Below are 23,195 nucleotides of genomic sequence, written 5' to 3' on the forward strand. Positions count from 1 at the left end.
TGAACGGGTCGGACCCGCCGAGTTCCAGCACGACCTTCTTGAGGTGCTTGCCGGCGAGCTCGGCGACGGCGGAACCGGCACGCTCGGAACCGGTGACGGAGACGCCCTGCACGCGTGGGTCGGCGATGACCGTCGCGATCTGCTCGTTGGTCGCGAAGATGTTCACGTACACGGAGTCGTGGGCGCCGAGTTCGGCTTCGGCGTCGTCGAAGATCTGCGCGATCGCGAGCGCCGATTCGGGGCACTGCGGGGCGTGCTTGAGGAGGATCGTGTTGCCGTTGACGACGTTCGGGCCGACGAACCGGGCCACCTGGTAGTAGGGGAAGTTCCACGGCATGATGCCCAGCAGTACTCCGAGCGGGGCGCGGCGGATGAACGCCGAACCGGTGCCGTCGGACAGTTCGATGGGCTCGTCGGCGGAGAAGGCTTCACCGTTGTCGGCGTAGTACTGGTAGATCGCGGCGGCGAAGTCGACCTCGCCGAGCGCCTGCTCGTAGGTCTTGCCCATCTCGCGCACGGCGATCTCGGCGAGCTGTTCGCGGCGCTCGGTGTGGAGGGCGGCGACGCGGGCGATGAGTGCTGCACGGTCGGCGACGGGAGCCTTGCGTGACCACTCCTCGTGGGCGGCGGACGCGGCGGTGATCGCCTGCTGCAGCTCCTCGTCCGTGATCGTCGGGTAGTCGCGGAGGGTCTCTCCGGTCGCGGGGTTGACGACGGCGTAGTCGCTCACTGGTGTGCTCCTTTGTCTGAGGTGCTGCTGGTGCTGGCGCGGTGCCCGGCTCGGGTCGACGCCGTCGGGGCGGGTCGGACGCGAGTGCGGAGCACCACCTGCACCGTATCGAACCGGGCCCCGCCTGTCAGGAGTGGAAGCCGCTTCAGGAGTCGAAGCCCAGACCCACAGCGTCCATCGTGCGCAGCCACAGGCCGCGCTTGCCGCGGTTCCGGTCGGCGCGGGCCATCTCCGACAGGGAGATGCGGGCGCCGATGAACGCGAGCGGGTCGGGCGGGAACGGCGTCGGCTTCTTCGTGACGAAGTCCATGGTCGTGCGCTCGGTGGGGGTGCCGTTGAGGAGGTCGAGCATGACGTTGGCGCCGTACCGGGTCGCGCCGACGCCGAGGCCGGTGAAGCCCGCGGCGTGCGCCACCTTGCCGCCGTGTGCGGTCTCGAAGAAGGAGAAGAACCGTCCGCAGGTGTCGATCGCGCCGCCCCATTTGTGGGAGAACCCGAGGTCGGCGAGCTGCGGGTAGGTGTGCGCGAAGTGCGCGGCGAGCTTGAGGAAGGACTCCTCGCGCTGGTCGAACCGCGGTTCGACGCGGCCGCCGTAGTTGTACACCGCGTCGTAGCCGCCGTAGAGGATCCGGGTCGACCCGTTCGCGTCGGTCGTGAGGCGCGAGTAGTGGAAGCGGTTGTCGAGGTCGGAGATGCCCTGCCGGCCCGTCCAGCCCAGGGCGTCGAGCTGCTCGGGTGAGAGCGGGTTCGTCATGAGTGCGTAGTCGTAGACGGGCACCGTGTACTTCCGCGCTTTCGGGATGAGTGCCTTGAACACGTTGGTCCCGAGGGCGACGCGCTTCGCGACGACCGAACCGTGCGTGGTCGTGAGGGTGACGGACGTCGCATCGGAGGCGATGGAGCGGACGTGCGTGTACTCGTGGATCTCCACCCCGAGGTCGAGGCAGACCCGCCGCAGCTCCCAGGCCAGCTTCGCCGGGTTGACGAGCGCGGCGCCCGTCGGCTCGAACAGGCCTGCCTGGAAGATCGGCGAGTGGACCTCCGCCTGCATCGCCTCGCGGTCGAGGAAGCGGGCGCCGTGCTCCTCGGCGCTCTCGCGGAGCCACTCGACGTGGTGCGGTGCGGTCGCCGCCTGCAGCAGCCCCGTCTCCTCCCAGTCGCAGTCCATGCCGTACCGCGCGATGGTCTCGCCGATCTCGCGCAGGTTCTCGCGCCCCAGCTCCTCCAGGCGGTCGAACTCGTGCGGGAGGCGGCTCTTGCCGTTCGAGGACCCGTGGGTGAGGCTCGGCTCGCAGAACCCGCCGTTGCGACCGGACGCCGCCCACGCGATCCGCCGCCCCTCGAGGAGCACGACCCGGCGGTCCGGGTCGCGCTCCTTCGCGAGGAGGGCCGTCCACAGCCCCGAGTACCCGCCACCGACGATCGCCAGGTCCGTCTCGATGTCCGCTTCCAGCCGAGGGAGCGGTGCCGGCCGGCTCGGGTCATCGAGCCAGTACGGCTCCGGGTCGGCCGCTGCCAGCTGTTCCCGCAGGCGTGCGGTGTCGGCGAGCTCTTCGGCCAGTTCGTAGGTGGTTCTCATGGTGTGGTGTCCCTTGTGGTGCTCGGTGCTCGGTGCGTGGTGCTGCGGGATTGGTGGTGCGCTACTCGGTGCGTGCGGGGTCGGTGCGTTCGACCGTGGCCTTCGGGCCCCCGGATCCGTTCGCCGCGGCTGCCGCGTCACGCTTGGTGCTCCGCTGGACGAACAGCCAGATGACGACGCCGAGGGCGAGGAGGCCGAGCGCGATGCCGAGCTCGAGGAAGCCGCCGTAGCCGGTGGTGGAGAAGCCGGTCGCGCCGACGATGAGGATGATCGCGAGGAGCACCGAGAGCACGACCGACAGCGGCACGAAGAAGCGCGGCAGACGGATGGGGCGGACGGCGTCCGGGCGGTCCTTCCGCAGCAGGAAGAAGCCGGAGACGGCGAAGAAGTGCGTGAGGATGTAGCCGAGGTTGCCGGTCACGATGATCGCCAGCGGGTTCTGCAGCACGACCAGGATGACGACGTTCATGACGAGCATCACGTTGAGCGAGCGGAACGGCACCCCGCGGCGGTTGAGTACACCGAGCGACGGGACGGTGACCCGCTCCTTGCCCATGTTGAACAGCACGCGGGAGGCGTCGGCCACCGAGGTGGTCATGATGAGCAGCAGTGAGGCGATGAGGCAGAGCACCATGACGTCCGCGGCACCACCGACGAGGGAGGCGAAGCTCGCGACGAAGAAGGTGGCCGGGTTCTCGGCGATCGCCGCTTCACCTGCGTAGCCGCCGAGGGTCAGCGGGATGACGAAGAAGACACCGAGGCAGAAGAGGACGGACGCCTTGATCGCCTTCGTCGTGTCCTTCACCGAGTCGCGGTACTCCGGGGCGAATGTCGCGCAGACCTCGATGCCGAAGGTGGTCCAGGCCATGATGTACAGCCAGACGATCGCGGTGTGGAGGCCCTCGATGCCCTCGAGCTTCCAGGTGAGGTCGAGCGGTGCCCAGTCGGCGCTGAACAGCGGGAACACGATGAACACGAACAGCGGGATGAGCAGGATGCCGGCCGTGATGTAGACGAACGCCATGGTGACGCGGACGCCGATGACGTTGATGAGGTACATGACGCCGATGACGCCGAGCCCGATGAGGATCGGGAAGGTGATCGAGATCGGGCCGAGCTGGATCACCCAGTCCTCGTTCGGGAACCACTGCGCCTGGATGAGCGCGCCGGTGACGGCACCGTAGGTGGCGAGGTTGGTGCCCCAGGGCAGCCAGTAGCCGACGCCGGTGATCGGTGCGACCCAGGGTGCGCGCGACTTCCAGGCTTCGGCCGCGTAGTGCGCGATGCCGCCGGAGGAGTTCGGGAACATGGTCGCGAGCTCGGTGTAGATCCAGTTGACGCCCATCGCGAGGATCATGGAGATCGCCCACAGCACGGCGGCCCCCCAGCCGCCGAGGCCCGTGATGGAGGCGCCGAGGGTCGCGATGAGGGCGGCGGGCATGGTCATCGCCATGGCGAAGCCGTCGAACCAGCGCATCCGTTTCGGCAGGTGCGTGGTCTCGTCGGTGCTGGTGACGTGTTCGGTGGACATGGGCTCTTCTCGATTCGTGGGGGACGAGACGTCGCTGTCTCGCTGCTGATGCACTCAATGTGCCGAAAGATTGTCGCTACGACAAGATCGGGTGGTTTCAGTTGTTGTAATCGTAACTTTGACGAAACAATACTGCTTGTTCGAGGAATCGCAAGGTCCTAGGCTGATCCCACATTCTCCCGACGACATCCGCACGACGCTGTTCGGCGTCGTCGGCCAGCCACGACACCAGGAGGTCCGGAATGACCACGTTGCCGACACCCACTCGCACCCAGCTCTTCATCGCCGGCGAGTTCACCGACGGAACCAGCTCGGAGCGCACGGAGGTGATCAGCCCCGTCACCGGTGACGTCGTCGCGTCGATCCCCGTCGCCGGCACGGCCGAACTGGACGAGGCGGTGCGCCGGGCGCACGAGGCGCAGCGGGAGTGGCGGAAGCTCGGCGTGTTCAAGCGTGCCGAGATCTGCCACAGGGTCGGCGACGCGATCAACGCCCGCGTCGAGGAGCTCGCCCGCCTGCAGACCCTCGAGCAGGGCAAGCCGCTCGCCGAGTCCATCGCCGACATCGCCGAGGCTGCACAGCTCTTCCACCTCCACGCGGAGGACGCCCTCCGCCTCTATGGCGAGACCCTGCCGTCGAGCGACATCGACAAGCGCATGTTCACCTGGCGCGCACCGGTCGGCGTCTGGGGCATCATCACCCCCTGGAACTTCCCGCTCCTCATGTTCAGCGAGTTCGTCGCCCCGGGCCTCGTCACCGGCAACGCCTGCATCGTCAAGCCGCCGAGCAACACGCCACTCGCCGTGCTCGCCGCGATGGACTGCCTCGTGGAGGCCGGTGTGCCAGCCGGGCTCGTGAGCGTCCTCCCCGGTGACGGCGCCTTCGGCTCCGAGCTCGTCTCCCACGACGGCATCGACGCCATCGGCTTCATCGGCTCGTCGGCGACCGGCGCGAAGATCGTCCGCACCGCCGGCCTCAAGCGTTCGCTCATGGAGTGTTCGGGCAACGGGCCGATCGTCGTCCTCGAGGACGCGAACATCGAGCGCGCCGCCAAGGCCGCCGTCGACTCCGCCTTCTACAGCGGCGGGCAGGTCTGCTGCGCCACCGAGCGGCTCATCGTGCACCAGAACGTCCACGACGTGTTCGTCGAGGCGGCCCTCGCCTACGCCACCGCGAACGTCCGACTCGGCAACCCGTTCGACGAGGGGATCAACCTCGGCCCGCTCAACAACGAGGGCGTCGCCGCGAAGATGGACCGCCACCTCGACGAGGCGCGCTCGCTCGGCTTCGACATCCTGCTCGGCGGCGGTCGTGCGGCCGGTCATCCCACGGACCTCTACTACGACTTCACCATCGTCGACGGCGTCTCCGAGGACAGCCTGCTCTCGCGCGAGGAGTCGTTCGGCCCGGTCCTCCCGATCCTCACGGCGAAGGACGACGACGACATCCTGCGCATCGCCAACGCCGACGCGCTCGGCCTGCAGTCCGCGGTGTTCACCGACAGCCTCTCGAAGGCGTACCGGTTCATGGAGGAGCTCGAGACCGGCCAGGTGATCGTCAACGACTCCAACGGCTGGTGGGACATCAACATGCCGTTCGGTGGTGCGGGCGGCAAGGGCACCGGTTGGGGTCGTATCGGCGGCATGTACACGCTGCACGACATGACCGACCTCCGCACGGGCGCGATCCACATCCGCTGACCGCCAAGCTCCGCCGATCCGCCCGGCCTCCCTCGGCCGGTCGGGTCGGCGTCGCCCCGGTCGACCGCCCGCGTTCGGGTCGGTCGGTCGGCCGGGGCTCGCGGCCCGGGTGTGGTGGACACCGCACCCGGGCCGTCAGGTTCCCCTCGCTACGCTTGACCGATGACCGTCCGCCAGCTGCCGGAGGAGCCCCATGAACGACCTTGACGACATCGACCGTCGGCTGATTGCGATCCTGCAGCAGGACGGACGGAAGGCGTTCTCCGAGATCGCCACCGAGACCGGGTTGCCGGCCTCCTCCGTCCGCTACCGGATCCAGCGGCTCGAGGACACGGGCATCCTGCAGATCGTCGGTATCGCGAACCCGCTGTCGATCGGCTTCGACCACCTCGCGCTCATCGGCATCCGCTGCGAGCCCGGCATGGCGCGTGGCGTGTGCCAGGAACTGTCGAAGCATGCGGAGACGAGTTACGTGGTGCTCACGAGCGGCGGCTTCGACGTGATGGTCGAGGCGGTGTGCCGCGACATGGACCACTACAAGACGTTCCTCCTCGACACCCTGCAGCCGACGCCCGGCGTCCGCGCCACCGAGACCTTCTTCGTGCTCGAAGCCCACAAGCTCGCCTACGGTTGGGGCGTCGGATAGGCCGACGAGCTGCTCCCGATTCCGCTGTTTCTGTCCCGCCCCGAAAGGCCCCTCATGACCGACGACCTCCTCGCCATCAACACCGTGCTCCAGGGCGCCGACGTGGTGCTCGCCGACAACGCGCTCGCGCCGGAGGATGTCGTCTCGGGTTCGCCACGGAGCGGGATCGTGTCGCTCGCGGCCGTCGGTGACGCCGAAGTGGGCGTCTGGGAGCTCGGCGTCGGCGTCGTGCAGGACACGGAGGTCGACGAGGTGTTCGTGGTGCTCTCCGGTGAGGCGACCGTCGACTTCGCGGACGGCACCCCGTCGCTCGAGCTTCGCGCCGGTTCCATCGGCCGACTCGCCGCCGGCGCCCGCACCACCTGGACGGTCCGCGAGACGCTCCGCAAGGTCTACGTCGCCTGAGCCGGCCGGCGCGTCCGGTCCCTGAGCTGCCTCCCTGCACCTCTGGTCCCTGAGCTTGTCGAAGGGCGCAACCCTCCCCATAGGCTGGTCGCATGAACCTGCGCACCGTCGAGCTCGACCACACGGACCACGCTGCCCTCGACCTCTGGTGGGGCGCGGCCTCCCGTGGCTTCCTCTCGAAGCCTGAAACCGATGTCGCGGTGCGCGCCGAGCGTCGGCAGCTCCTCGTCGGCAGCTCCATCCTCGGCGTCTACGACGACACCGCGGCCGAACCACTCGTCCCCGTCGCCACGCTCGGGTCCTTCCCGACTGCGTTCTCCATCCCGGGCGGCACCGTCCGTGCGCTGGCGATCACCGAGGTCACCGTCTCCACCTCCCACGAGCGTCGCGGGATCGCCCGGTCGCTTATGGAGAACCGCCTCCACCACGCGCAGGCGACGGGCGCCGCGGTCGTCGCGCTCACCGCGAGCGAGGCCACCATCTACGGCCGGTACGGCTTCGCCCCGTCGACGTGGGAGTACACGCACGAGGTCGACCCGAAGCGCGTCGCCTGGCGGGGTGCACCGCCCGCCGGCCGGGTCCACACGCTCGATCCGCGCTCGCTCGCGATCGTCGCCCCCGAGCTGTTCGAGCGCTCGCGTGGCGCGGGCGACATCGACCGCGGGGTCGCCTGGTGGAAGCAGGCCCTGCGCGAGGTGACCATCCGGCACTTCAGCCACGGTGAGGGCGACACGCTCGCGCTCCGCTACGACGATGCCGACGGTGAGCCGCAGGGCTACGCGCTGTACCGCGTGGGTGAGGAGTGGGGGACGATCGTCGTCGACGACCTCGTCACCACCACGCCCGAGGCCCGGTACGCGCTGTGGCGACACCTCACGGGGATCAGTCTCACGACGAAGGTCACCTTCCACCAGGCGCCGGCCGACGAGGCCATCCCGTGGCGGCTGGTCGATCGCCGCGCCGTCAAGACCAGCGCGCGAGCCGACTCCCTCTGGCTCCGCATCGTCGACGTGCCGACCGTCCTCGGCGCTCGGCGCTTCACCGTGCCGGGACCGTCGACGCCGCGCGAGCACGTGCTCGACGTCGTCGACGCGCTCGGCTTCGCGGAGGGCCGCTTCGTGCTCCGCATCGACGAGCGCGGGGCTGCGGTCGCCGAGCGCCTCGGCGACGTGCCGGAACCGGACGCCGCCACCGACACCGACACCGACGCCGTGCGCCTCACGATCAACGAGCTCTCGGCCGTCCTCCTCGGCGGGCCACGGGTGTCGGCGCTCGCCGAAGCGGGGCTCATCACCGGCTCGGCGGACGCCGTGCGCGCGCTGGATCTCGCCTTCGTGACCGAGCACGCGCCCTTCCTGCGGACGCACTTCTAGGAGTTTCGGGCGCTCTGGTCCGTCGACCTCGAGCCTGCTCCACAGGCTGTCTGAGGTCCGGCTCGATGGTGTGACCGACGGGTGTCGGCAGGCCGGATCGGCCACCGTCACTACCGTCGCCTGCAGCATCACGACGGGCTTCGTCGAGGTGCGTAGCCGGCGACAGGAGCGACGCGTGGACATGACCCCCGATGAGACGACGAACGACGGCCCGGGCGGACCGCCGATAGCGGGCGGACGGGCCCGGCTCGGGCGCCGTCCGGTCATCGCGATCGTCGTGGCCGTGGTGGTGCAGCTCGGAGTGATGGTGTTCCTGTTCGTCTCCTGTGCCGGATGGGTGGGTACGGTCCGGCAGCTGCCGACGAGCGCGCCGCCGAGGCTCACTTCACCGGGAGAGCAGGTCGATCCGCGCGATCCTCAGAGCGACGACGAACTTCCCACCCGAGACGAGGTGTTCGCCAAGGCTGCAGACATCCTCGGGCAGATGGTCAATACAGCGACGCGCGGGCAGCCGTCCGTGTTCTCACCGCAGGCGTCGGAGGCACCCTGCACCAGCCTGGCGCCGTCCGGTCGGGCCACGAAGCTGGCGCGCATGGCCGTTGAGCTCGAGCTGCCGGTCGGAACGAGTCGAGCCGTGCTCGTCGACCTCATCAACGTGTACGCGCAGCCGCTCGAACTCACCGCTGATTCCGACGAATTCCGGTCGGAGCTGATCGTGCACTCCTATGGCGAGCTGGGGCTGCCGGCGCAGCTTCGCGACGACGTCATCATCTTCGAGCGGGAGCTTCGACCCGATACGGACGTGCTGCGGATCACGGTCGAGAACGGCTGTTTCCTGCCGCCGATAGAGTGACATCCGTCGAGTACAGGGGAGAGTCGGATGAAGATCGTCGTCGCTGGGGGCAACGGGATGGTCGGGAGGCACGTCGTCGCCGTCGCCGAGGAGCGCGGGCATCGGGTGGTCACCCTGTCTCGTGCGACGGGCGTCGATCTCGTGTCCGGCGTGGGGCTCGCCCAGCAGCTGGAGGCGGCTGACGTCGTCATCGACGTGACGTCGACGGCCACCCAGTCCGCTGCGAAGTCCCGCGCGTTCTTCGGTGGGGTCACCCGCACCCTGCTCGATGCCGAGGGTGCGGCGGGTGTGCCACATCACGTGGCGCTGTCGATCGTCGGGAGCGATCGCGCTCCGTTCGGTTACTACGCCGGCAAGGCTGTGCAGGAGGAGCTGGTGAGCACGGGGCGGATCCCGTGGACGATCCTCCGAGCGACGCAGTTCCACGAGTTCGCGCAACAGATGGTCGAGCGGTTTCGGTTCGGCCCGGTCACCATGGTGCCGACGATGACCTCGCAGCCGGTCGCCGCTCGCGAGGTCGCCGAGCGCCTGCTGGAGTTGGCGGCGGGGGAGCCTCAGGGGCGTCCGGCCGACCTCGCCGGCCCGGAAGAGCTGCGCATGTCCGCGATGGTCAAGGCGTACACGGCGGCCGAGGGCGTTCGCGGCCCGGTCGTCGAGATCCCGCTGCCGGGCGGCTTCGGCAAGGCGATGCGCGACGGCACCACCCTCGCGGGCCCCGACGCACAGCGCGGCGTGCAGACGTTCGCGCAGTGGATCGACGGGCGCCGTCAGGCTCGGTGAGCGTCAGTTCCCGCGCGCGGCCCGGACGTCCTGCATCAGTCGGGGCGTGCGCCCCTCGCCGATCCGCTGGAACCACTCGGACGGCGGGTAGGCGAGGCGGACGACGAAGTAGTTCACGTACTCGACGACGCCCAGCAGCCAGATGAACGGGATGCCGATCGCCGCGAAGGGGTGAGCAGGGAACCAGACGATGATCCCGACGAGTCCGGCGAGTATCAGGGCTGCGTCGAGAACGCGGAACCCGCGGTAGGCCGAGGCCAGCCCACGGGGCATCGTGCCTCGCTTGACCCACCGCCGGGCGAGGAGCCAGTAGACACCGGCCTGCACGAGGATCACCAGCAGCGGGATGAGCGCCGACCAGAACGCGAGCGCGTCGCTCGGGCGTTCGAGTAACGGCAGCGCCGAGACGAACGCGACGCCGATGAACACGATGGCGGCGAACAGCTCCCCGAATCCCAGGCTCAGGTACCGGCCCCGGAGGACCGTGCGGCGATCGTCGGTCATCCCACCAGCCTAAACACGGTCCGCCTTGCCGGTCGAGCGCGCTCGGCAGACCTTCAGATGCTCAGAACGTGACGGTCGGCAGCGTCATGATCTCGGCGCCGTCCTCGGTGATCGCGATGGTGTGCTCGCTGTGGGCGGTGCGGCTGCCGGTGACGCTGCGGAGCGTCCAGCCGTCGGCGTCGGTGACGAGCTTGTCGGTGTCGACCATCACCCACGGCTCGATCGCGAGGAGCAAGCCCGGGCGCAGCTTGTAGCCGCGGCCGGCGCGACCGTCGTTCGAGACGTGCGGGTCCTGGTGCATGGTCGTGCCGATGCCGTGTCCGCCGAAGTCCATGTTGATCGGGTACCCGGCGCCGCTCAGCACGGTGCCGATCGCGAAGGAGATGTCGCCGATCTTCGCACCCGGCTTGGCGGCCACGATGCCGGCGGCGAGGGCGCGCTCCGTGGTCTCGATGAGTGCGAGGTCCTCCGGCTTCGCGGTGCCGACGACGAAGCTGATCGCGGAGTCTGCGGCGATGCCGTCGAGGAGGACGGCGAGGTCGAGGGTGAGGAGGTCGCCGTCGGCGAGCGCGTAGTCGCGGGGGAGGCCGTGGAGGACGGCATCGTTGACGGCGGTGCAGATGTAATGGCCGAACGGTCCGCGTCCGAAGGAGGGAGCGTAGTCGACGTAGCAGGAGACGGCGCCCGCCTCGAGGATCATCGCCTTCGCCCAGCGGTCGATCTCGAGGAGGTTCGTGCCCACCGTGACGCGGTGCTTCAGCGTGTGGAGGATGTTCGCGACGAGCTCGCCGGTGCGACGGGCCTTCGCGACCTCGGTGGGGGTGAAGATCTCGATCATGCGGGGCCCTTCCATCGGCGTGCTGCGTGTGCGGTGCGGCGGTGTTCGTGCCATTCACGGCACCCGACCAATAACTATACCGGTCAAACTATCCCGTACTACACTGGGCGCATGGTCCGCCTCCCGCTCACCCCCACCGACGTCGAACGCGGTCAGCGCCTCGGCGCGCTCCTGCGTGAGGCCCGTGGCGAGCGGTCGATGCTTGACATCGCCCTCGACGCCGGGCTCTCCCCGGAGACGTTGCGGAAGATCGAGTCCGGTCGCGTCGCGACGCCGGCGTTCTCCACGATCGCCGCGATCGCCGAGGTGCTCGAGCTCTCCCTCGACGAGGTCTGGGCGACGATCAGTCCAGCTCCCACCGGCGACCGCCTGCGCGAGCGCCTCGTCTCCTAGCCTCGCGCCTGTCCTCTGACGAATCCTCGGTCCCTGAGCTTGTCGAAGGGCGCTCCGCAGGTGCCGCGCCCCGCCCCCGCTACTGCGTGTCGCTCGTCGTCGGTTCGACCGGTCGGGTGAAGACGTTCTCGCTGATCTTGGTCCACCCCTCGTCGGGGTCGAGCTGCGTGTCGACGACGGCATCGGAGAGCACCGTGTAGCTGTTGACGCTGTCGCTCATCGTCACTTGGTCGCCGTCGCCGCAGGCGCGGAACGGCTGTGTCGCGGCGAACACGATGATGCAGATGCGTGGCTGCCCCTGCTCGGTCGCCGACGCCAGGAAGATCTCCGTGTCGCCCTGCACCGCGACGAGCCGCGTCGAATCGGCATCGATCGCGAGTGGATCGTCGCTTCCGCCGCCGGGCGTGCTCACCGGGAGTCGGTCCTGATCGGTCTGGTCGCGTTCCAGGTCCGCGTAGCTCTGACCCGAGGCGGCGCACGCGCTGAGCCCGACAGTCAAGGTCAGCGCGGCGATTCCAGCGGCAATGCGTCGATGCATGTGACGTCCCCCGAGGTCGATTCCCGACAGCCTACGACTCCTGCTCCCCGCGGGCCGCCGCAATGCCCGCGTCTCGGCTCGCGAGCGCGATCGCGATGATCCCGAGGAAGACCGGGGCGACGACCCCGCCGAGTCCGTCGAGGATCGAGAGGAACGGCGCGAACCGCGACGCGTCGGGCCCTGCCGTCACGACGACGAGCAGCTGCACGACCCGCACCGCAGCCGCGGCGACGAGCACCCAGAGTGGCGCGAGGTGCCACGGGCGGGGCACGATCCCGGCGCGGGCGATCTGCGTGGTGGCGATCGCGGCCAGCACGAAGGTAACGATCAGGTCGACGTATCCGAACCCGAGCATGGACCCGCGGCCGGGCGGGGCGGCCAGGGCGTCGAGCACGGGTGTGCTGACTGCGGTCCACACGGCGAGGCCGATCAGCGCCGCGGTGCCGAGCGGTCGCCTCGCGGTCACGCTCGTGGAACGGTCCGAGCCGATTGCGAACATGATCATCGACACGACGATGAGCAGGGTCGAGAGCAGGCTTCCGGTCGGCCCGAGGTACGACCCCACCTGGAGCAGCGGGCCGAGCAGGACCGACCCGATCATCAGTGCTCCGGCGACGATCCACACCTGCTTGGACCCTGGCGTCATGTCGTTCGTCTCCCCCATGGGCGCCCAGTCTACAAATCGGGCACCGACGTGCCCAGGGCGACGTCGGTCCCCGAGCTGGTCGACGGGCGTCCCGGTATTCGCCACCCGGGCTGTGTAGCGTGGCTCGGATGACTGATGAGCATGCTGGCCCGTACGCCACCGGATTCGTCGAGGTCGAGGGTGGTGCGTCGATCTTCTGGGAGGAGTCGGGCGTCCCGGACGGCGTTCCGGCGCTGTGGCTGCACGGAGGTCCTGGCGGTTCGCTCGGCTCCGGGTGGTATCGCTCGCACTTCGACCTGTCGCGGTACCGGCTGATCGGGATCGACCAGCGGGGGAGCGGTAAGAGCGTCCCGAACATCCTCGATGCGCGTGATCGGCTCGACGAGCACACGACCCAGCGGTTGATCGCCGACATCGAGCAGGTTCGCGTGGCGATGGGGGTGGAGCGCTGGGTGGTCGCCGGGGTCTCCTGGGGCACGACCCTCGCGCTGGCGTATGCGCAGGAGCATCCCGACCACGTGATCGCGCTGGGGCTCGTCGCGGTGACGACGACGAGCCGCGAGGAGGTCGACTGGATCACCGAGGGTGTCGGCCGCGTGTTCCCGGAGGAGTGGGCGCGGTTCGAGCGCGACAGTCGCCGCCGGGATGGCGAGCGCGTCGTCGAGGCCTACGCGCGGCGGCTGCGCGAGGGTGATGCGGCCGAGCGAACCGCTGCCGCTGCCGCCTGGGACCGGTGGGAGAGCGCGCACGTGTCGCTCGACAGCCCGGAACGTGTCGGCCAGCTCTTCGCCGATGCCCGCACGCGGGAGGCGTTCGCGACGCTCGTCACCCACTTCTGGAGTCGCGACGGCTTTCTCACCGGCGAGCAGGCGGTGCTCGCCCGGATGGGCCGGATCGCGGACATCCCGGGCGCGCTGGTCCACGGTCGCCGTGACATCAGCGGACCGGCCGTGACGGCCTGGCGCCTCCACCAACTGTGGTCGGCGAGCGAGCTGACGATCGTCGAGGCCGAGGGCCACGGCGGAGCGGAGGAGAGCGCGGTGCTGCGTGCGGCCCTGGACCGCTTCGCCCTCCTCGCCCCCTGACCTTGTCGAAGGGCGCCCGCGCTGGCCGACCTCGTTCCCTGACCCACCCCGGTCCCTGAGCCTGTCGAAGGGCGCCCGCTCGCTGCAGCAGTGCCCGCTCCCGAATCCCAACCATCTCCGGTCCCTGAGCCTGTCGAAGGGCGCCCCCGGCCCACCCGCCGCCCCTTCGATGACACCGGCCCATGCAACACTCGTCGCATGGAACCCGAGGTCGATATCCGCGTCGCGACGCCGGCCGATGCCGCCGGGCTGGCGGAGCTCAAGCTGGCGATGTCGCCTCCCTCGGCCCCGCTCGCCGACTGGGAGCGGGCCCTGTTCGCCCATGATCTCGTCTCGTGGATCGCCGTCGACCCCGACTCCCGCGTATGTCTGGTCGCCGTGGTCGGTGATCAGGTCATCGGGATGGCCTGGCTGGTCGTGTTCTCGCGCGCCCCGAACATCGGAGCGCTCCGCCGGCTCACGGGCGATGTGCAGAGCGTGTTCGTCCGCCCCGAGTTCCGCGGCCGTGGCATCGCCGGCCGGCTCGTCGACGGTCTGCTCGATGCAGCACGTGCTCGTGACATCGGCAGAGTCTCCGTCAGCTCGAACGAGAACGGCGCCTCGGTCTACCGCCGTGCCGGCTTCGAGGAAGCGCCGCTGCTCCTCGAGTGGCGGGCTGAGCGGGACGGATCCCACTAGCGTCACGAACCGCGTCGAACACCGACCCATCCCGCAGAACGACGAATCGCCCTGATCCGCGATCCGAGCAGCAGCTCGGGGCGGGTCAGGGCGATTCGGAATGCGGCGTGACTTACATGTCGCGGTAGCGCTTGGCCTCGGCGACGAGTTCGCGCAGCTTGTCCGCGTCGACGTCCGGACCGTAGCCGGGGGTGTCGCGCTGGATGCGCCATCCTTCGGAGAGTGCGCCGATGTCGAGGGGCTCGAAGCCGAAGGAGTCGATGAGCGCGGCGACGGTGGCCTTCGCGTCGGCGTCGTCACCGGCGATGACGAGGGCGCGACGGTTGGGGGTGCCGGACGGCTTGCCCTTGGTGGTGAGGTCGGCGGCGTAGATGTGGTTGAACGCCTTCACGACCTTCGACTCGGGGAGGTGCGCCTGCAGCATCTCGGCCGTGGTGGTCGTCTCCTCGTCGAGCTCGGCGATGTGGCCGTCGCGCTCGGGGTAGTAGTTGTTGGTGTCGATGACGACCTTGCCGACGAGCGGTGCGACGGGCACGGTGTCGATCGCGTGCAGCGGGATGGTGACGATGACGATGTCGCCACGCTCGGCCGCGTCGAGGGCGGTGCCTGCGGTGGCGTGTTCGCCGAGCTCCGAGACGAGGTCCGCGAGCGTCTCCGGTCCGCGCGAGTTGGACACGATGACGTCGTGACCCTGCGCCACCGTGAGGCGTGCGAGCTGAGAGCCGATGTTTCCTGAACCGATGATTCCGATGGTTGTCATGTTCAGGGGAACGGTTCCGGCGGGGTGGGGCATTCCTGCGCTCGCCGATTCCCAGCGGACGTTCATCCGCGGCGGATCCGTCGTGAGGTCCGGTCCTGTCAGTCGGTGCCCGCGACGCCCAGGAGCGCGCCGATCGCCGCATCGAGTCTGCTGCGGACCTCGCTCTCGGGTTCCGGGTCGTAGCCGAGTTGGGAGGCGACGCCGCCGGCGAGTGCCCAGACAGCCCAGGCGGCGGTGTCGGGATCGACCCAGGCCGGGATCTCGCCCTCCGCGCGTCCGCGGGCGATGAGCGACGCGATGAGGCCGCGGAGTCGGGCGTCGCTCTCGGCGATGGCGGCGGCGATGTCCGCATCGACCAGCGCGACCTGCGTGAACACCTCACCCTGGCGGTGCGCGGCCCGGCGCGGTTCATCGAGGGGAAGGACGCCGATGAACAGGTCGACGAGCCACCGTCGCAGGTTCGGGCGGCCGGGCTCGCCGGACGGCAGGGGCGCCGAGGTGTCGCGGAGTCGGGCGAAGGCCGCCGCCACCATCCGCTGCTTGCTCGGGAACGCCTTTTGGACGGAGCCGAGCGAACAGTCGTCCTCGGTCGCGACCGCGCGGAACGACAGCGCACCGAGGCCCGAGCGCGCGACGATCCGCAGTGCAGCGTCGGCGAGTTCGGTCTGGCGGTCGGTCAGGTCCACGTTCTCAGGGTAGGGCTGGGGAGCCGGTCGCTGCTGTCCCGCTCGGCCTTGATGGCGTCCGCCGACCGAGGAACACCGCATAGCCGAGCATGACGAGGCAGGCGGCGCCGAGCCCGACGAGCGATCGGGTGTCGGTCGCGTCGCCGCCGATGAAGGTGACGAAGTTCCAGGCGGCGTGCCAGGCGATCGCGGGCCACAGGCTGCCGGTGAGGACCAGGAGTTGCGCGGCGACGAGACCGAAGAGCGCCGCGAACGCCACCTGCAGGACGGAGGAGCCGAGGTCGGCGCCGCCCGCGAGGTTCGCCAGGTGCAGGACGCCGAACAGGACGGAACTCCCGACGACCGCCGTGCGGGTGCTTCGTGCGCGGAGGATCGCGAACACGATGCCGCGGAACCAGGTCTCCTCGTTCAGCGCGACAGCGACCACGAGCACGGCGTAGGCAGCGAGGGTCGGTGCGTCGACCCGGACGCCCTGGGCGCCGAGGATGATCAGGACCGTCGCGGCGGCCGGGACGAACCAGAGCGCGGCTCGCGCTCGCCGCGGTTGCCCGAAGCCGTAGTCGCGGAGCGTGGGTCGCGAGAGTCGTATGACGATGAACCCGAGGATCGCTGAGACGGCCGCCCCCGCGGCGAGGATGAACGCTCCGCCGATCTCTGTTGCCTCGGACAGCTGTGCCGCAGCAGATGCGCCCGCCGTGAACACGACGGGGACGAGCGCGAGGGCGATGGCGGCGAACCACGGAGCGCGCACGTGCCAGCTCGCGGTGGGCTGGTCGGCGGGCCGTTGCTCCTCGGTCGAGGAGGTCGGTGCGGAGGGTGAGGCGGAGCGAGGGGGTATGGCCAAAGAATACACATGTATTCCGAGAGGTGGAGCTACCTGAAGCGATCGGCTGCGGCGCGGCCCGCCCGGACCGATGCATGGGCAGCGCTGCCCATCGCCGAGCGGATCGGCGCTCGGTACCGTGCGAGTGTCGGGTCAACTAGAGGAGCAGCCATGCAGATCACACGTCGGAACCAGTCCACCGCTTCGGCCGGTGCGCGCGTGCGTGGTGTCGGGTCGGGCCGAGGCGTGAGCAGGTCGTCCCGAGCTCGTCGGTTCGGAGCGGTGACCACGGGTGCGCTCCTGGCTGTGGCGATGTCGGGTTGCGCGACCCTTCCGTTCGCCCAGTCCGCGCCGGATGCCGCCGCCCCCTCTGCGGCCGTCGAGCCGTCCGAGGCCCCGACGGTCGACGTGGCGTCGAAGCTGCTGACCATCGACGACCTTCCCACCGGGGGATGGGCTCTGCAGCCCACGGACTCGAGCGAGCCGGAGACCTCCACCGACAAGGCCGAGACGACCGTCTGCCAGGGCAACCTGGCAAGCGTCCTCGGAACCGAGGAACCACCCACGGTCTCCTTCGAGCGCGCCAGGACGGTGTTCTCCGAGTCGCTGGTCCCGTCGGACGATTCGGAGGCGTTGCTTGAAACGGCCGACGCGGCCGTCTCCGCGTGCTTCGGTGAGCAGACGGAGCGGATGGTCAACGGCGAGACGATCCTGATCGAGTGGGAGCCCGTCGACGTGACCGGAGTCGACGGCGCGGTGAAGGGTTACACGCTGTCCGCGTCGACCGGCTACGTCGTGACGACGTCGATCCAGATGTACCTCGTCGCGGGCGAAGGAGCGCTCGTCTCCGTCGGCGTGCTGGCCGGCAGCGTGACCCCCGACGAGCTCGCGCAGCTCACGCAGGCGGCCGTCGACAAGGTCGCTGAGTAGCCGAGCTCCCACCGGTCACTGAGCTTGTCGAAGTGCGCCCTCCGCTCACTGAGGTCCCGCCGGTCACTGAGCTTGTCGAAGTGCGCTTTCCGACAGGCGTGAATACGCGGCGGCCCTGACGCCCGCCTCATCCCACCGGCGGCAGCAGCTCGAACGTCAGCGGCTCCGTCGCGATCCCGTTCACCTGCAGGGCGATGCCGTGGGCTCCCGGGTGGTAGCGGCGGGTGGTGATCGCTCGGAACGAGTGTTCGCGGGAGAGCAGGATGTGCTCGCCGGGGGCCAGCTCGGTCGTCGTGAGCTTGAACGTCTTCGTCGTCTGTGAGCCGTTCGCCTTCTGGTGGTGCACGACATAGTCGATCGCCAGGCGGGCGGTCTCGGCGCCGGTGTTGCGCACGGTGGCGACGAACCTGACGGTTCCGCCGAACGGGACGTGTGCGCTCTCGAGCCCGAATCCCTCCACCTCGGTGGTCGCCGCGCCGAAGCCGAGGGCTGCGAGGGCACCCGGGTTGCCGCGCTTCACGAGCGTGCGGAGCGCGTGGCGGACGAGCGTCGGAGTGTTGACGTCGGGGTCGGCCAGCCAGCGGTTCGCGGTCGCGACGACGAGCTCAGGGTCGTCGCGGCTGAGGTCGTTGAGATGGTTGGCGACGGAGCGCCGCACGTACTCGCTCGGGTCGCGGTGGAGGGCGTCGAGGATCGGAACGGTGACGCCCGGGTTCGCGACGATCTCCCGCACGCGCACGGCCCACGGCAGGTAGGGGCGGGTGCCCTCGCTCGCGAGCCGACGGACGTGTTCGTTGTCGGAGGTGGTCCAGTCGAGGACGATGGCGAGCGCGCGGTCGAGGTCGTGGCGGAGCAGGGTGCGGATGGCGAACTCGGCGCTGAGGCGGTCGGTGAGTTCGGCGAGGAGTCGCATGGCGTCGTCGAAGGCCTCGGGCGTCCCTTCTTCCACCCCACGGACCGCGACCGCGCTGGTCACCGGCCAGATGAGCCAGCCGGTGAACGCGGGGTCCGAGGCCTGGGCGGTGCGGACGACACCGGCAAGCGTCGCGTAGTCGCCGGGGACGTCCCCGAGCAGAGCGTCGCGGAGCAGGTCGGCGCGCTCCCGGAGGGCGAGGCCGTCGAGCCGTTCGGCGGCATCGGCGACCGCGTCGAACGGACGGTCCGGAGCGGCCTCCCGCAGCGAACGCGTCATGGTGCGCGCGACGGCAACGCCGAGGAGCTCGTCTGCGAAGGGCATACCGCGATCATCGCAGGAGCCGGTGACACCCGTTCTACCTCCGTTCACCCGGGCGCGATAGCCTGGCGCGCATGACTGCATCGCTGACTGCCCTGGCCGAAGAACTCACGCGTCGGGGCCTCGTCGCCTCGCCCGAGGTGGAGGACACGTTCGTCTACGGGCTCGCCCGCTTCGACGCCATCGACGCCGAGGTCATGCTCAACGTCGACCCCGAGCCCGAGGAGCAGGAAGTCGAGCCGGAGCCTGCGGCGCTCGCCGACTTGGCGCAGCGGGTCCTCTCAACGCCGACGGCGGAGTGGAAAGTGCTGCTCGACCGCGTGGTGTCGGAGATCGAGGAGTCCGACGAGCTGGACGAGGTCGTCGAGACCGCCGAGCTGCGCGAAGACCTCGTGCTGCGCTCCGTGATCGTCTTCATCGACGCCGTGCTGCTGTCGTTCGACGCGCCGAAGCAGTTCCCCGACAGCTCGGTGCTCGTTCAGCTCGACGCCGACCTCGCGTTCGAGGCCGTCGAGGTCGAGGCCGACGATGACGACGAAGAGGGTGGCGAGACCATCGAGTTCTCCACCGTCGAGGAACTGGTCCGCCGCCTCTCGATGTGAGGCGGACACCGGTCCCTGAGTCTGTCGAAGGGCCGTCCGTTACTCGTCCCTCCCCGGTCCCTGAGCTTGTCGAAGGGCAGGCATGCACACGTTGACTCGTGTCGTTCGACAACCCGTCGTCCTGGCGGTCCTTGGCCTGACCGCTCTGTACATCGGGTTCATCCTGCTGCTCGTCGCGACCTTCGACGGCGGTTGCCAGGAGTCCTACCCGATGCACTGTCTCTTCCTGGAACTCGACCTGCCGGGCTTGCTCATCACGGTGCTCCTCCTTGTGGCCGTAGCGGTCGCCGCGGGTGTCTGCGCGACGCGTCCGCGATCGGTCGCGAGGGGCGCGCTACTCGTCGCGCTCGGAGTCGGTGTCGTCGCCATCATGGTCGTCGGTGTCGAGCTGTCGTCGAATCTCGCTCGAGAGTGGCGGTACTGACGACGTGTCGGCGCGCCGGTTGCGACGGTTCCGCGTCGAGCGCACCGCGTCGCCGGGTTCGTGACGAGTTGTGACACCGGTCGCTGGTCACGAGCGGGCTGCACCGCCGACACTGTCCGCATGACTCTCCTCACGAACGACCTCGCCACCGTCCCGACCGTCTCCGCAACCGAGCGCGCTGAACGCCTGGCCGCTGCTGGCTCCTCATGGTCCGAGCGGATCGCCTCCGCGCCGTCGAGCGCAGCGCTCACCTACCGCGTCTCGGGCACCGGTGAGGGCTCGGTCGCGAGTGCGATCACGGCGGGCAATCACCGCTTCTTCGTCGACGAGCCGGCCGCGCTGGCGGGAGACGACGTGGCGGCGAGCCCGGTGGAGTTCGCGCTCGGGGCACTGATCTCCTGCCAGATCGTGGTCTACCGCCTCTACGCGAGTGCGCTGGGCATCCAGGTCGACGACATCAGTGTCGACGCCGAGGGTGACCTAGACGTGCGCAACCTCTTCGGGATCACCGACGAGGTGCGAGCGGGGTTCTCGACGATCCGGCTCAACATCACCATCGCCGGCCCTGAGACGGAGGACCGCTACCAGGAGCTGCGTGCCGCGGTCGATGCGCACTGCCCGGTCCTCGACCTGTTCCAGAACCCGACGCCGGTCGAGGTCAGCGTTTCGAAGGGGTGACGGACCCTAGCTCCATTCCAGCGTGGCGCGGTTCCAGGCGCGTCCCGCGGCGCTGCCATCGAGTGCCGGCTCGATGAGTGATCGAGCCAGCGATTGTGCGTCACCGACGGTTCGGAAGCGCTCGCAGGCGGGCACGCTCTTCGCGAGCTTTGCATAGCTGGCGCCCCAGTGCGGCGGCAGGCGGAACGTGCGGGGGAGGTCGAGCGATCGCATGCGTGCCTCAACCTGGAGCGCGGTCGTGAGCTTCGCGCCGTCGATGTCCTGGGTCACGGCAAGTACGACGAGGTCGACCAGATCCTTCTCACGGCTCGAGGGGCGGCCGTTGTAGAGCGAAAGCGTCGCGCACACCTTGTCCGCGATCTGATCGACGACCGAATACAGCCGATAGGGGTGGCTGGCCGGCTTCGGCAGATCGAGCGCATTGGCTGGTGAGGCGGACTCCGGGTCGTCCGTGGTGACGACGTTCGATACGAGGTCCACATGGAGTTCACCCTTGCGATTTGCCCCGATCGAGATGTCGAAGCTCACCCGGTATCCGTCGACGTAGGCCTGCTGGTCCCCACTGATCGACGGCACGTACCCGGTGTAGTCGAAGCGGAAGAAGTCTCCGAGGTCGGTCTCGGCGAGACGGCGAAGCTCGCTGAGAGCAGCATCAAGGGAATGACCGCTCCGAGTCAGGTCGACGTCGATGGTCGCCCGTGCTGATGCCACCCGCGCGAGCATCCCAGTGCCGCCCTTGAGGATCCAATCGGACACATGGCCTTCGGAGAAGACCCGGCTGAGGAATCGGTTGAAGTACTCGAGGCGAATACGCTCGCTCGTCGTCAGCGATGGATTCGCGCGAGACGTGTTGCGCGCCGCGGCGGCGATTGCGGACTCCACGGCTGCGGGGGACGCGTAGCGTTCCTCTGCACTCACTCTTCGATGCTCCGGCGGGGCCTCGATGTCGCCGCAGCGATGGAAGCCCAGTCGTATCCCTTGAGGGCTTCCGCCATGCTCGCGCGAATGCTGGCCGTTGCGGGTTCTGCGATAGACGCGGTCAGCGCGTGCAGGTGTTCCACTTGCGGTGCAACAGCTTTGCTCAGCATCGCGTTGATTCCATCAATATCCGGGAACATCCGTTTGAAATCGAACGAGGGCAGCTGGCTGAGGTAGTTCGCCGCGACGAGTGCCCCGAGGCCAGGAATGGCCGCGAGGTGCTTCGCGACCGAGGCGGCGTCGATGCCCCCGGTCTGCAGCAGGTCTTCGAGGAGCGCATCGCCATCACCCTTTGGGTGGCCGTTCTGCTCGGCGAGCGGGCCGAGGAGCTCGCTCAGGCGGTCAAGGTCCAGGCGAGACTGCTGCGCTGCATCGCGGAGAACGCCAGCGACGAGGCTGAGATCCTGTCGGTCCTCGACCAGGTCCGCGATCGTCCGTTCTCGCGTGGTGACGGGGAGTCCGTCGCGGACTGTCACATCCTGCGCCGGAAGCGGCCGGGTGCGATACCGCACGTCCGGGCGTTGCGTCTGCTTGCGCGTCGGCGTCGTGAATTCGCTTCTGGAGGCGCGCAGATCACCGATTGCATGGAGTCTGCTGGCCGACTCCCCGGAGACGACTCCGGTGTTCGGCAGGTCCTGGAGTCGCTCGTACGCGAGTTTCTTCGGTTCGATCGCGAGCCAGGCAGCTCGGAGCTCCTCGTGTTCCACGCTCGGAGCGCCGGCGTCCCGGTACACGCCTTGGGCGAGGCGGACGAGGCTTCCGGAGTCAGTCAGCCGGGAGAGGTTCATGTGGCTGATGCCGCGCGCGCTGGCCTGTGCGGAGGTGACCATGCCCCATTGGGACTCGGTCACCTCCGCTAGGGCGCGGAGCGACTCTCGGGACTGCATGCTTGGATTCTAACGCTCCAGACGTGAGTTTCCAAGCTACTAGTCGGCTTCACACCGTTCGTGGGTGCGATCGACGGGAACTCCACGTGGAGCGCCCTGCTACTCGTTGAGGTCCATGCTCGAGGCGGAGCAGGAGGCCGACGCGTACGCACCGGTGGAGGTGTTCTCGGCGAGCACCTTGCCGTCGACGGTGATCTTGCAGGAGATCTCACCAGCGTCATCGGCGCCGTTCATGGCGAGGACGTAGAACGAGCTGTAGTCGAAGGTGCCACCGGCCTTGATCGTGAACTCCTTGGTGAAGGGGAGCGCCTGGTCGTTAGCCTGCTCGGTGCCGCTGTTCTCATCGGTGAACGTCATGTACGTGATGGAGGCGGCGGTCGAGGTGCCGGTCACCTCGTAGACCACGGTGACGTCGCGGTCGGCTTCGGCGGACGACTCGGCCTGCGCAGTCTTGATGCCCTCGCTCACGGCGCCGGCGAACCCGGCGGTGTAGGTGATGGCGAGGACGATGCTGAGGATCATCGCGACGAGCGACAGGACCGTGCCCGCGATGGCGAGGCCCTTCGACTTGTTCTTCAGGAAGAGCGCGATCACACCGAGCACGAGGCCGACGAAGGCGATGAAACCGGAGACGAAGTTCACGAAGGGGATGAACGCGCCGACGAGCGCGACGACGCCGATGATGAGGGCGGCGAGGCCGAGGCCGTTGCCGGTCTTCGCGGGCGGCGGCGTCGGCTGGCCGAAACCGGGCTGGCCGTAAGGTGCCTGGCCGTATGGCTGCTGGCCCTGGGGTGCCTGGCCGTACGGCTGCTGACCGTAGGGCTCCTGCGGCGACGGAGGCTGCTCGGGGTAGGACATGGTGGTGGTGCCTTTCTGCGGTGTGGACGACCGGCGTGCTGTCGTCGGTCGGTGGT

Annotated in this window: 27 protein-coding genes; 13 read left to right on the forward strand and 14 right to left on the reverse strand. The window is 69.1% G+C overall.

Going from position 1 to position 23,195, the window contains the following annotated elements:
• From QRN26_RS01085 to QRN26_RS01095, 3 genes are all read right to left on the reverse strand, one after another.
• A partial coding sequence (locus QRN26_RS01085) for an aldehyde dehydrogenase family protein (protein ID WP_285034939.1) occupies positions 1–730 on the reverse strand: 730 nt, incomplete at its 3' end.
• Positions 731–875: 145 nt separating this feature from the next.
• The gene (locus tag QRN26_RS01090; protein WP_285034940.1) at positions 876–2,309 is read right to left on the reverse strand and encodes an NAD(P)/FAD-dependent oxidoreductase; all 1,434 of its coding nucleotides are present in this window, start codon (positions 2,307–2,309) and stop codon (positions 876–878) included.
• A gap of 61 nt (positions 2,310–2,370) precedes the next feature.
• Positions 2,371–3,840 carry an APC family permease gene (locus QRN26_RS01095; protein ID WP_285034941.1) on the reverse strand — a complete coding sequence of 490 codons (1,470 nt, stop codon included), beginning with the start codon at positions 3,838–3,840 and terminating at the stop codon, positions 2,371–2,373.
• Between the two features lie 242 nt (positions 3,841–4,082).
• On the opposite strand from QRN26_RS01095, the gene QRN26_RS01100 reads away from it, so the two are divergent.
• From QRN26_RS01100 to QRN26_RS01125, 6 genes are all read left to right on the forward strand, one after another.
• Positions 4,083–5,540 (forward strand): aldehyde dehydrogenase family protein, encoded by a 1,458-nt coding sequence (locus QRN26_RS01100; protein ID WP_285034942.1) that lies wholly within the window; start codon positions 4,083–4,085, stop codon positions 5,538–5,540.
• 193 nt (positions 5,541–5,733) lie between these two features.
• On the forward strand, positions 5,734–6,186 hold the full coding sequence (locus QRN26_RS01105; protein WP_285034943.1) for an Lrp/AsnC family transcriptional regulator: 453 nt from the start codon (positions 5,734–5,736) through the stop codon (positions 6,184–6,186).
• A 54-nt stretch (positions 6,187–6,240) separates the two neighbouring features.
• Positions 6,241–6,591: a cupin domain-containing protein gene (locus QRN26_RS01110; RefSeq protein ID WP_285034944.1), complete on the forward strand. Its 351-nt coding sequence runs from the start codon at positions 6,241–6,243 to the stop codon at positions 6,589–6,591.
• Between the two features lie 92 nt (positions 6,592–6,683).
• Positions 6,684–7,964 (forward strand): GNAT family N-acetyltransferase, encoded by a 1,281-nt coding sequence (locus tag QRN26_RS01115; RefSeq protein ID WP_285034945.1) that lies wholly within the window; start codon positions 6,684–6,686, stop codon positions 7,962–7,964.
• Positions 7,965–8,247: 283 nt separating this feature from the next.
• The gene (locus QRN26_RS01120; RefSeq protein WP_285034946.1) at positions 8,248–8,817 is read left to right on the forward strand and encodes a hypothetical protein; all 570 of its coding nucleotides are present in this window, start codon (positions 8,248–8,250) and stop codon (positions 8,815–8,817) included.
• Between the two features lie 27 nt (positions 8,818–8,844).
• On the forward strand, positions 8,845–9,597 hold the full coding sequence (locus QRN26_RS01125; RefSeq protein WP_285034947.1) for an SDR family oxidoreductase: 753 nt from the start codon (positions 8,845–8,847) through the stop codon (positions 9,595–9,597).
• Between the two features lie 3 nt (positions 9,598–9,600).
• Here QRN26_RS01125 and QRN26_RS01130 read toward each other — a convergent pair whose 3' ends face one another.
• A complete protein-coding gene (locus QRN26_RS01130; protein WP_285034948.1) occupies positions 9,601–10,101 on the reverse strand; it encodes a hypothetical protein in 501 nt (166 codons plus the stop codon).
• A gap of 61 nt (positions 10,102–10,162) precedes the next feature.
• Positions 10,163–10,939 carry a type I methionyl aminopeptidase gene (gene map, locus QRN26_RS01135; protein WP_285034949.1) on the reverse strand — a complete coding sequence of 259 codons (777 nt, stop codon included), beginning with the start codon at positions 10,937–10,939 and terminating at the stop codon, positions 10,163–10,165.
• A gap of 111 nt (positions 10,940–11,050) precedes the next feature.
• On the opposite strand from map, the gene QRN26_RS01140 reads away from it, so the two are divergent.
• Positions 11,051–11,332 carry a helix-turn-helix domain-containing protein gene (locus QRN26_RS01140; RefSeq protein WP_285034950.1) on the forward strand — a complete coding sequence of 94 codons (282 nt, stop codon included), beginning with the start codon at positions 11,051–11,053 and terminating at the stop codon, positions 11,330–11,332.
• Between the two features lie 79 nt (positions 11,333–11,411).
• On the opposite strand, the gene QRN26_RS01145 is transcribed toward QRN26_RS01140, so the two are convergent.
• Both QRN26_RS01145 and QRN26_RS01150 read right to left on the reverse strand, forming a co-directional pair.
• A complete protein-coding gene (locus tag QRN26_RS01145) occupies positions 11,412–11,870 on the reverse strand; it encodes a hypothetical protein (RefSeq protein WP_285034951.1) in 459 nt (152 codons plus the stop codon).
• 31 nt (positions 11,871–11,901) lie between these two features.
• The gene (locus tag QRN26_RS01150) at positions 11,902–12,534 is read right to left on the reverse strand and encodes a hypothetical protein (RefSeq protein WP_285034952.1); all 633 of its coding nucleotides are present in this window, start codon (positions 12,532–12,534) and stop codon (positions 11,902–11,904) included.
• A 110-nt stretch (positions 12,535–12,644) separates the two neighbouring features.
• Here QRN26_RS01150 and QRN26_RS01155 point away from each other — a divergent pair, with 110 nt between their 5' ends.
• On the forward strand, positions 12,645–13,601 hold the full coding sequence (locus QRN26_RS01155; protein WP_285034953.1) for an alpha/beta fold hydrolase: 957 nt from the start codon (positions 12,645–12,647) through the stop codon (positions 13,599–13,601).
• 198 nt (positions 13,602–13,799) lie between these two features.
• Complete coding sequence (locus tag QRN26_RS01160; RefSeq protein ID WP_285034954.1) at positions 13,800–14,279, forward strand: GNAT family N-acetyltransferase; 480 nt, start codon at positions 13,800–13,802, stop codon at positions 14,277–14,279.
• A gap of 112 nt (positions 14,280–14,391) precedes the next feature.
• Here QRN26_RS01160 and QRN26_RS01165 read toward each other — a convergent pair whose 3' ends face one another.
• The 3 genes from QRN26_RS01165 to QRN26_RS01175 all read right to left on the reverse strand — a co-directional run bounded on the left by QRN26_RS01165 (position 14,392) and on the right by QRN26_RS01175 (position 16,569).
• Positions 14,392–15,039, reverse strand: coding sequence for an NADPH-dependent F420 reductase (locus tag QRN26_RS01165; RefSeq protein ID WP_285034955.1), 648 nt, complete (start codon positions 15,037–15,039; stop codon positions 14,392–14,394).
• A 98-nt stretch (positions 15,040–15,137) separates the two neighbouring features.
• A complete protein-coding gene (locus QRN26_RS01170) occupies positions 15,138–15,725 on the reverse strand; it encodes a TetR/AcrR family transcriptional regulator (protein ID WP_285034956.1) in 588 nt (195 codons plus the stop codon).
• A 4-nt stretch (positions 15,726–15,729) separates the two neighbouring features.
• Positions 15,730–16,569: a CPBP family intramembrane glutamic endopeptidase gene (locus QRN26_RS01175; protein ID WP_285034957.1), complete on the reverse strand. Its 840-nt coding sequence runs from the start codon at positions 16,567–16,569 to the stop codon at positions 15,730–15,732.
• Between the two features lie 150 nt (positions 16,570–16,719).
• On the opposite strand from QRN26_RS01175, the gene QRN26_RS01180 reads away from it, so the two are divergent.
• Positions 16,720–17,478, forward strand: a complete 759-nt coding sequence (locus tag QRN26_RS01180; RefSeq protein WP_285034958.1) for a hypothetical protein — start codon at positions 16,720–16,722, stop codon at positions 17,476–17,478.
• Positions 17,479–17,605: 127 nt separating this feature from the next.
• Here QRN26_RS01180 and QRN26_RS01185 read toward each other — a convergent pair whose 3' ends face one another.
• Positions 17,606–18,715: a DNA alkylation repair protein gene (locus tag QRN26_RS01185; RefSeq protein WP_285034959.1), complete on the reverse strand. Its 1,110-nt coding sequence runs from the start codon at positions 18,713–18,715 to the stop codon at positions 17,606–17,608.
• A 71-nt stretch (positions 18,716–18,786) separates the two neighbouring features.
• Between QRN26_RS01185 and QRN26_RS01190 the strand changes: the two genes are divergently transcribed.
• From QRN26_RS01190 to QRN26_RS01200, 3 genes are all read left to right on the forward strand, one after another.
• Positions 18,787–19,314 carry a cytochrome C5 gene (locus QRN26_RS01190; RefSeq protein WP_285034960.1) on the forward strand — a complete coding sequence of 176 codons (528 nt, stop codon included), beginning with the start codon at positions 18,787–18,789 and terminating at the stop codon, positions 19,312–19,314.
• An 82-nt stretch (positions 19,315–19,396) separates the two neighbouring features.
• The gene (locus tag QRN26_RS01195; protein ID WP_285034961.1) at positions 19,397–19,738 is read left to right on the forward strand and encodes a hypothetical protein; all 342 of its coding nucleotides are present in this window, start codon (positions 19,397–19,399) and stop codon (positions 19,736–19,738) included.
• Between the two features lie 120 nt (positions 19,739–19,858).
• Positions 19,859–20,416: an OsmC family protein gene (locus QRN26_RS01200; RefSeq protein WP_285034962.1), complete on the forward strand. Its 558-nt coding sequence runs from the start codon at positions 19,859–19,861 to the stop codon at positions 20,414–20,416.
• A 6-nt stretch (positions 20,417–20,422) separates the two neighbouring features.
• Here QRN26_RS01200 and QRN26_RS01205 read toward each other — a convergent pair whose 3' ends face one another.
• The 3 genes from QRN26_RS01205 to QRN26_RS01215 form a co-directional block, all read right to left on the reverse strand.
• The gene (locus QRN26_RS01205) at positions 20,423–21,334 is read right to left on the reverse strand and encodes a nucleotidyl transferase AbiEii/AbiGii toxin family protein (protein WP_285034963.1); all 912 of its coding nucleotides are present in this window, start codon (positions 21,332–21,334) and stop codon (positions 20,423–20,425) included.
• Entirely contained in the window at positions 21,331–22,281 is a 951-nt protein-coding gene (locus QRN26_RS01210) for a type IV toxin-antitoxin system AbiEi family antitoxin domain-containing protein (RefSeq protein WP_285034964.1), read from the reverse strand. Before QRN26_RS01210 ends, QRN26_RS01205 begins: the two co-directional genes overlap by 4 nt.
• Positions 22,282–22,380: 99 nt before the next feature.
• Positions 22,381–23,139 carry an MmpS family transport accessory protein gene (locus QRN26_RS01215; protein WP_285034965.1) on the reverse strand — a complete coding sequence of 253 codons (759 nt, stop codon included), beginning with the start codon at positions 23,137–23,139 and terminating at the stop codon, positions 22,381–22,383.
• Positions 23,140–23,195 lie beyond the last annotated feature (56 nt).

This window comes from Plantibacter sp. ME-Dv--P-095, assembly GCF_030209365.1.
GTDB lineage: Bacteria > Actinomycetota > Actinomycetes > Actinomycetales > Microbacteriaceae > Plantibacter.

What these genes read in the sequence shown, in the direction of transcription:
- QRN26_RS01125 (WP_285034947.1), top strand. Translation starts at nt 8,845, where the DNA reads ATGAAGATCGTCGTCGCTGGGGGCAACGGGATGGTCGGGAGGCACGTC.
- QRN26_RS01200 (WP_285034962.1), top strand. Translation starts at nt 19,859, where the DNA reads ATGACTCTCCTCACGAACGACCTCGCCACCGTCCCGACCGTCTCCGCA.
- QRN26_RS01105 (WP_285034943.1), top strand. Translation starts at nt 5,734, where the DNA reads ATGAACGACCTTGACGACATCGACCGTCGGCTGATTGCGATCCTGCAG.
- QRN26_RS01130 (WP_285034948.1), bottom strand. Translation starts at nt 10,101, where the DNA reads ATGACCGACGATCGCCGCACGGTCCTCCGGGGCCGGTACCTGAGCCTG.
- QRN26_RS01145 (WP_285034951.1), bottom strand. Translation starts at nt 11,870, where the DNA reads ATGCATCGACGCATTGCCGCTGGAATCGCCGCGCTGACCTTGACTGTC.
- QRN26_RS01140 (WP_285034950.1), top strand. Translation starts at nt 11,051, where the DNA reads ATGGTCCGCCTCCCGCTCACCCCCACCGACGTCGAACGCGGTCAGCGC.
- QRN26_RS01115 (WP_285034945.1), top strand. Translation starts at nt 6,684, where the DNA reads ATGAACCTGCGCACCGTCGAGCTCGACCACACGGACCACGCTGCCCTC.
- QRN26_RS01090 (WP_285034940.1), bottom strand. Translation starts at nt 2,309, where the DNA reads ATGAGAACCACCTACGAACTGGCCGAAGAGCTCGCCGACACCGCACGC.
- QRN26_RS01100 (WP_285034942.1), top strand. Translation starts at nt 4,083, where the DNA reads ATGACCACGTTGCCGACACCCACTCGCACCCAGCTCTTCATCGCCGGC.
- QRN26_RS01180 (WP_285034958.1), top strand. Translation starts at nt 16,720, where the DNA reads ATGCAGATCACACGTCGGAACCAGTCCACCGCTTCGGCCGGTGCGCGC.
- QRN26_RS01210 (WP_285034964.1), bottom strand. Translation starts at nt 22,281, where the DNA reads ATGCAGTCCCGAGAGTCGCTCCGCGCCCTAGCGGAGGTGACCGAGTCC.
- QRN26_RS01160 (WP_285034954.1), top strand. Translation starts at nt 13,800, where the DNA reads ATGGAACCCGAGGTCGATATCCGCGTCGCGACGCCGGCCGATGCCGCC.
- map (WP_285034949.1), bottom strand. Translation starts at nt 10,939, where the DNA reads ATGATCGAGATCTTCACCCCCACCGAGGTCGCGAAGGCCCGTCGCACC.
- QRN26_RS01155 (WP_285034953.1), top strand. Translation starts at nt 12,645, where the DNA reads ATGACTGATGAGCATGCTGGCCCGTACGCCACCGGATTCGTCGAGGTC.
- QRN26_RS01215 (WP_285034965.1), bottom strand. Translation starts at nt 23,139, where the DNA reads ATGTCCTACCCCGAGCAGCCTCCGTCGCCGCAGGAGCCCTACGGTCAG.
- QRN26_RS01190 (WP_285034960.1), top strand. Translation starts at nt 18,787, where the DNA reads ATGACTGCATCGCTGACTGCCCTGGCCGAAGAACTCACGCGTCGGGGC.
- QRN26_RS01165 (WP_285034955.1), bottom strand. Translation starts at nt 15,039, where the DNA reads ATGACAACCATCGGAATCATCGGTTCAGGAAACATCGGCTCTCAGCTC.
- QRN26_RS01195 (WP_285034961.1), top strand. Translation starts at nt 19,397, where the DNA reads ATGCACACGTTGACTCGTGTCGTTCGACAACCCGTCGTCCTGGCGGTC.
- QRN26_RS01110 (WP_285034944.1), top strand. Translation starts at nt 6,241, where the DNA reads ATGACCGACGACCTCCTCGCCATCAACACCGTGCTCCAGGGCGCCGAC.
- QRN26_RS01095 (WP_285034941.1), bottom strand. Translation starts at nt 3,840, where the DNA reads ATGTCCACCGAACACGTCACCAGCACCGACGAGACCACGCACCTGCCG.
- QRN26_RS01185 (WP_285034959.1), bottom strand. Translation starts at nt 18,715, where the DNA reads ATGCCCTTCGCAGACGAGCTCCTCGGCGTTGCCGTCGCGCGCACCATG.
- QRN26_RS01150 (WP_285034952.1), bottom strand. Translation starts at nt 12,534, where the DNA reads ATGGGGGAGACGAACGACATGACGCCAGGGTCCAAGCAGGTGTGGATC.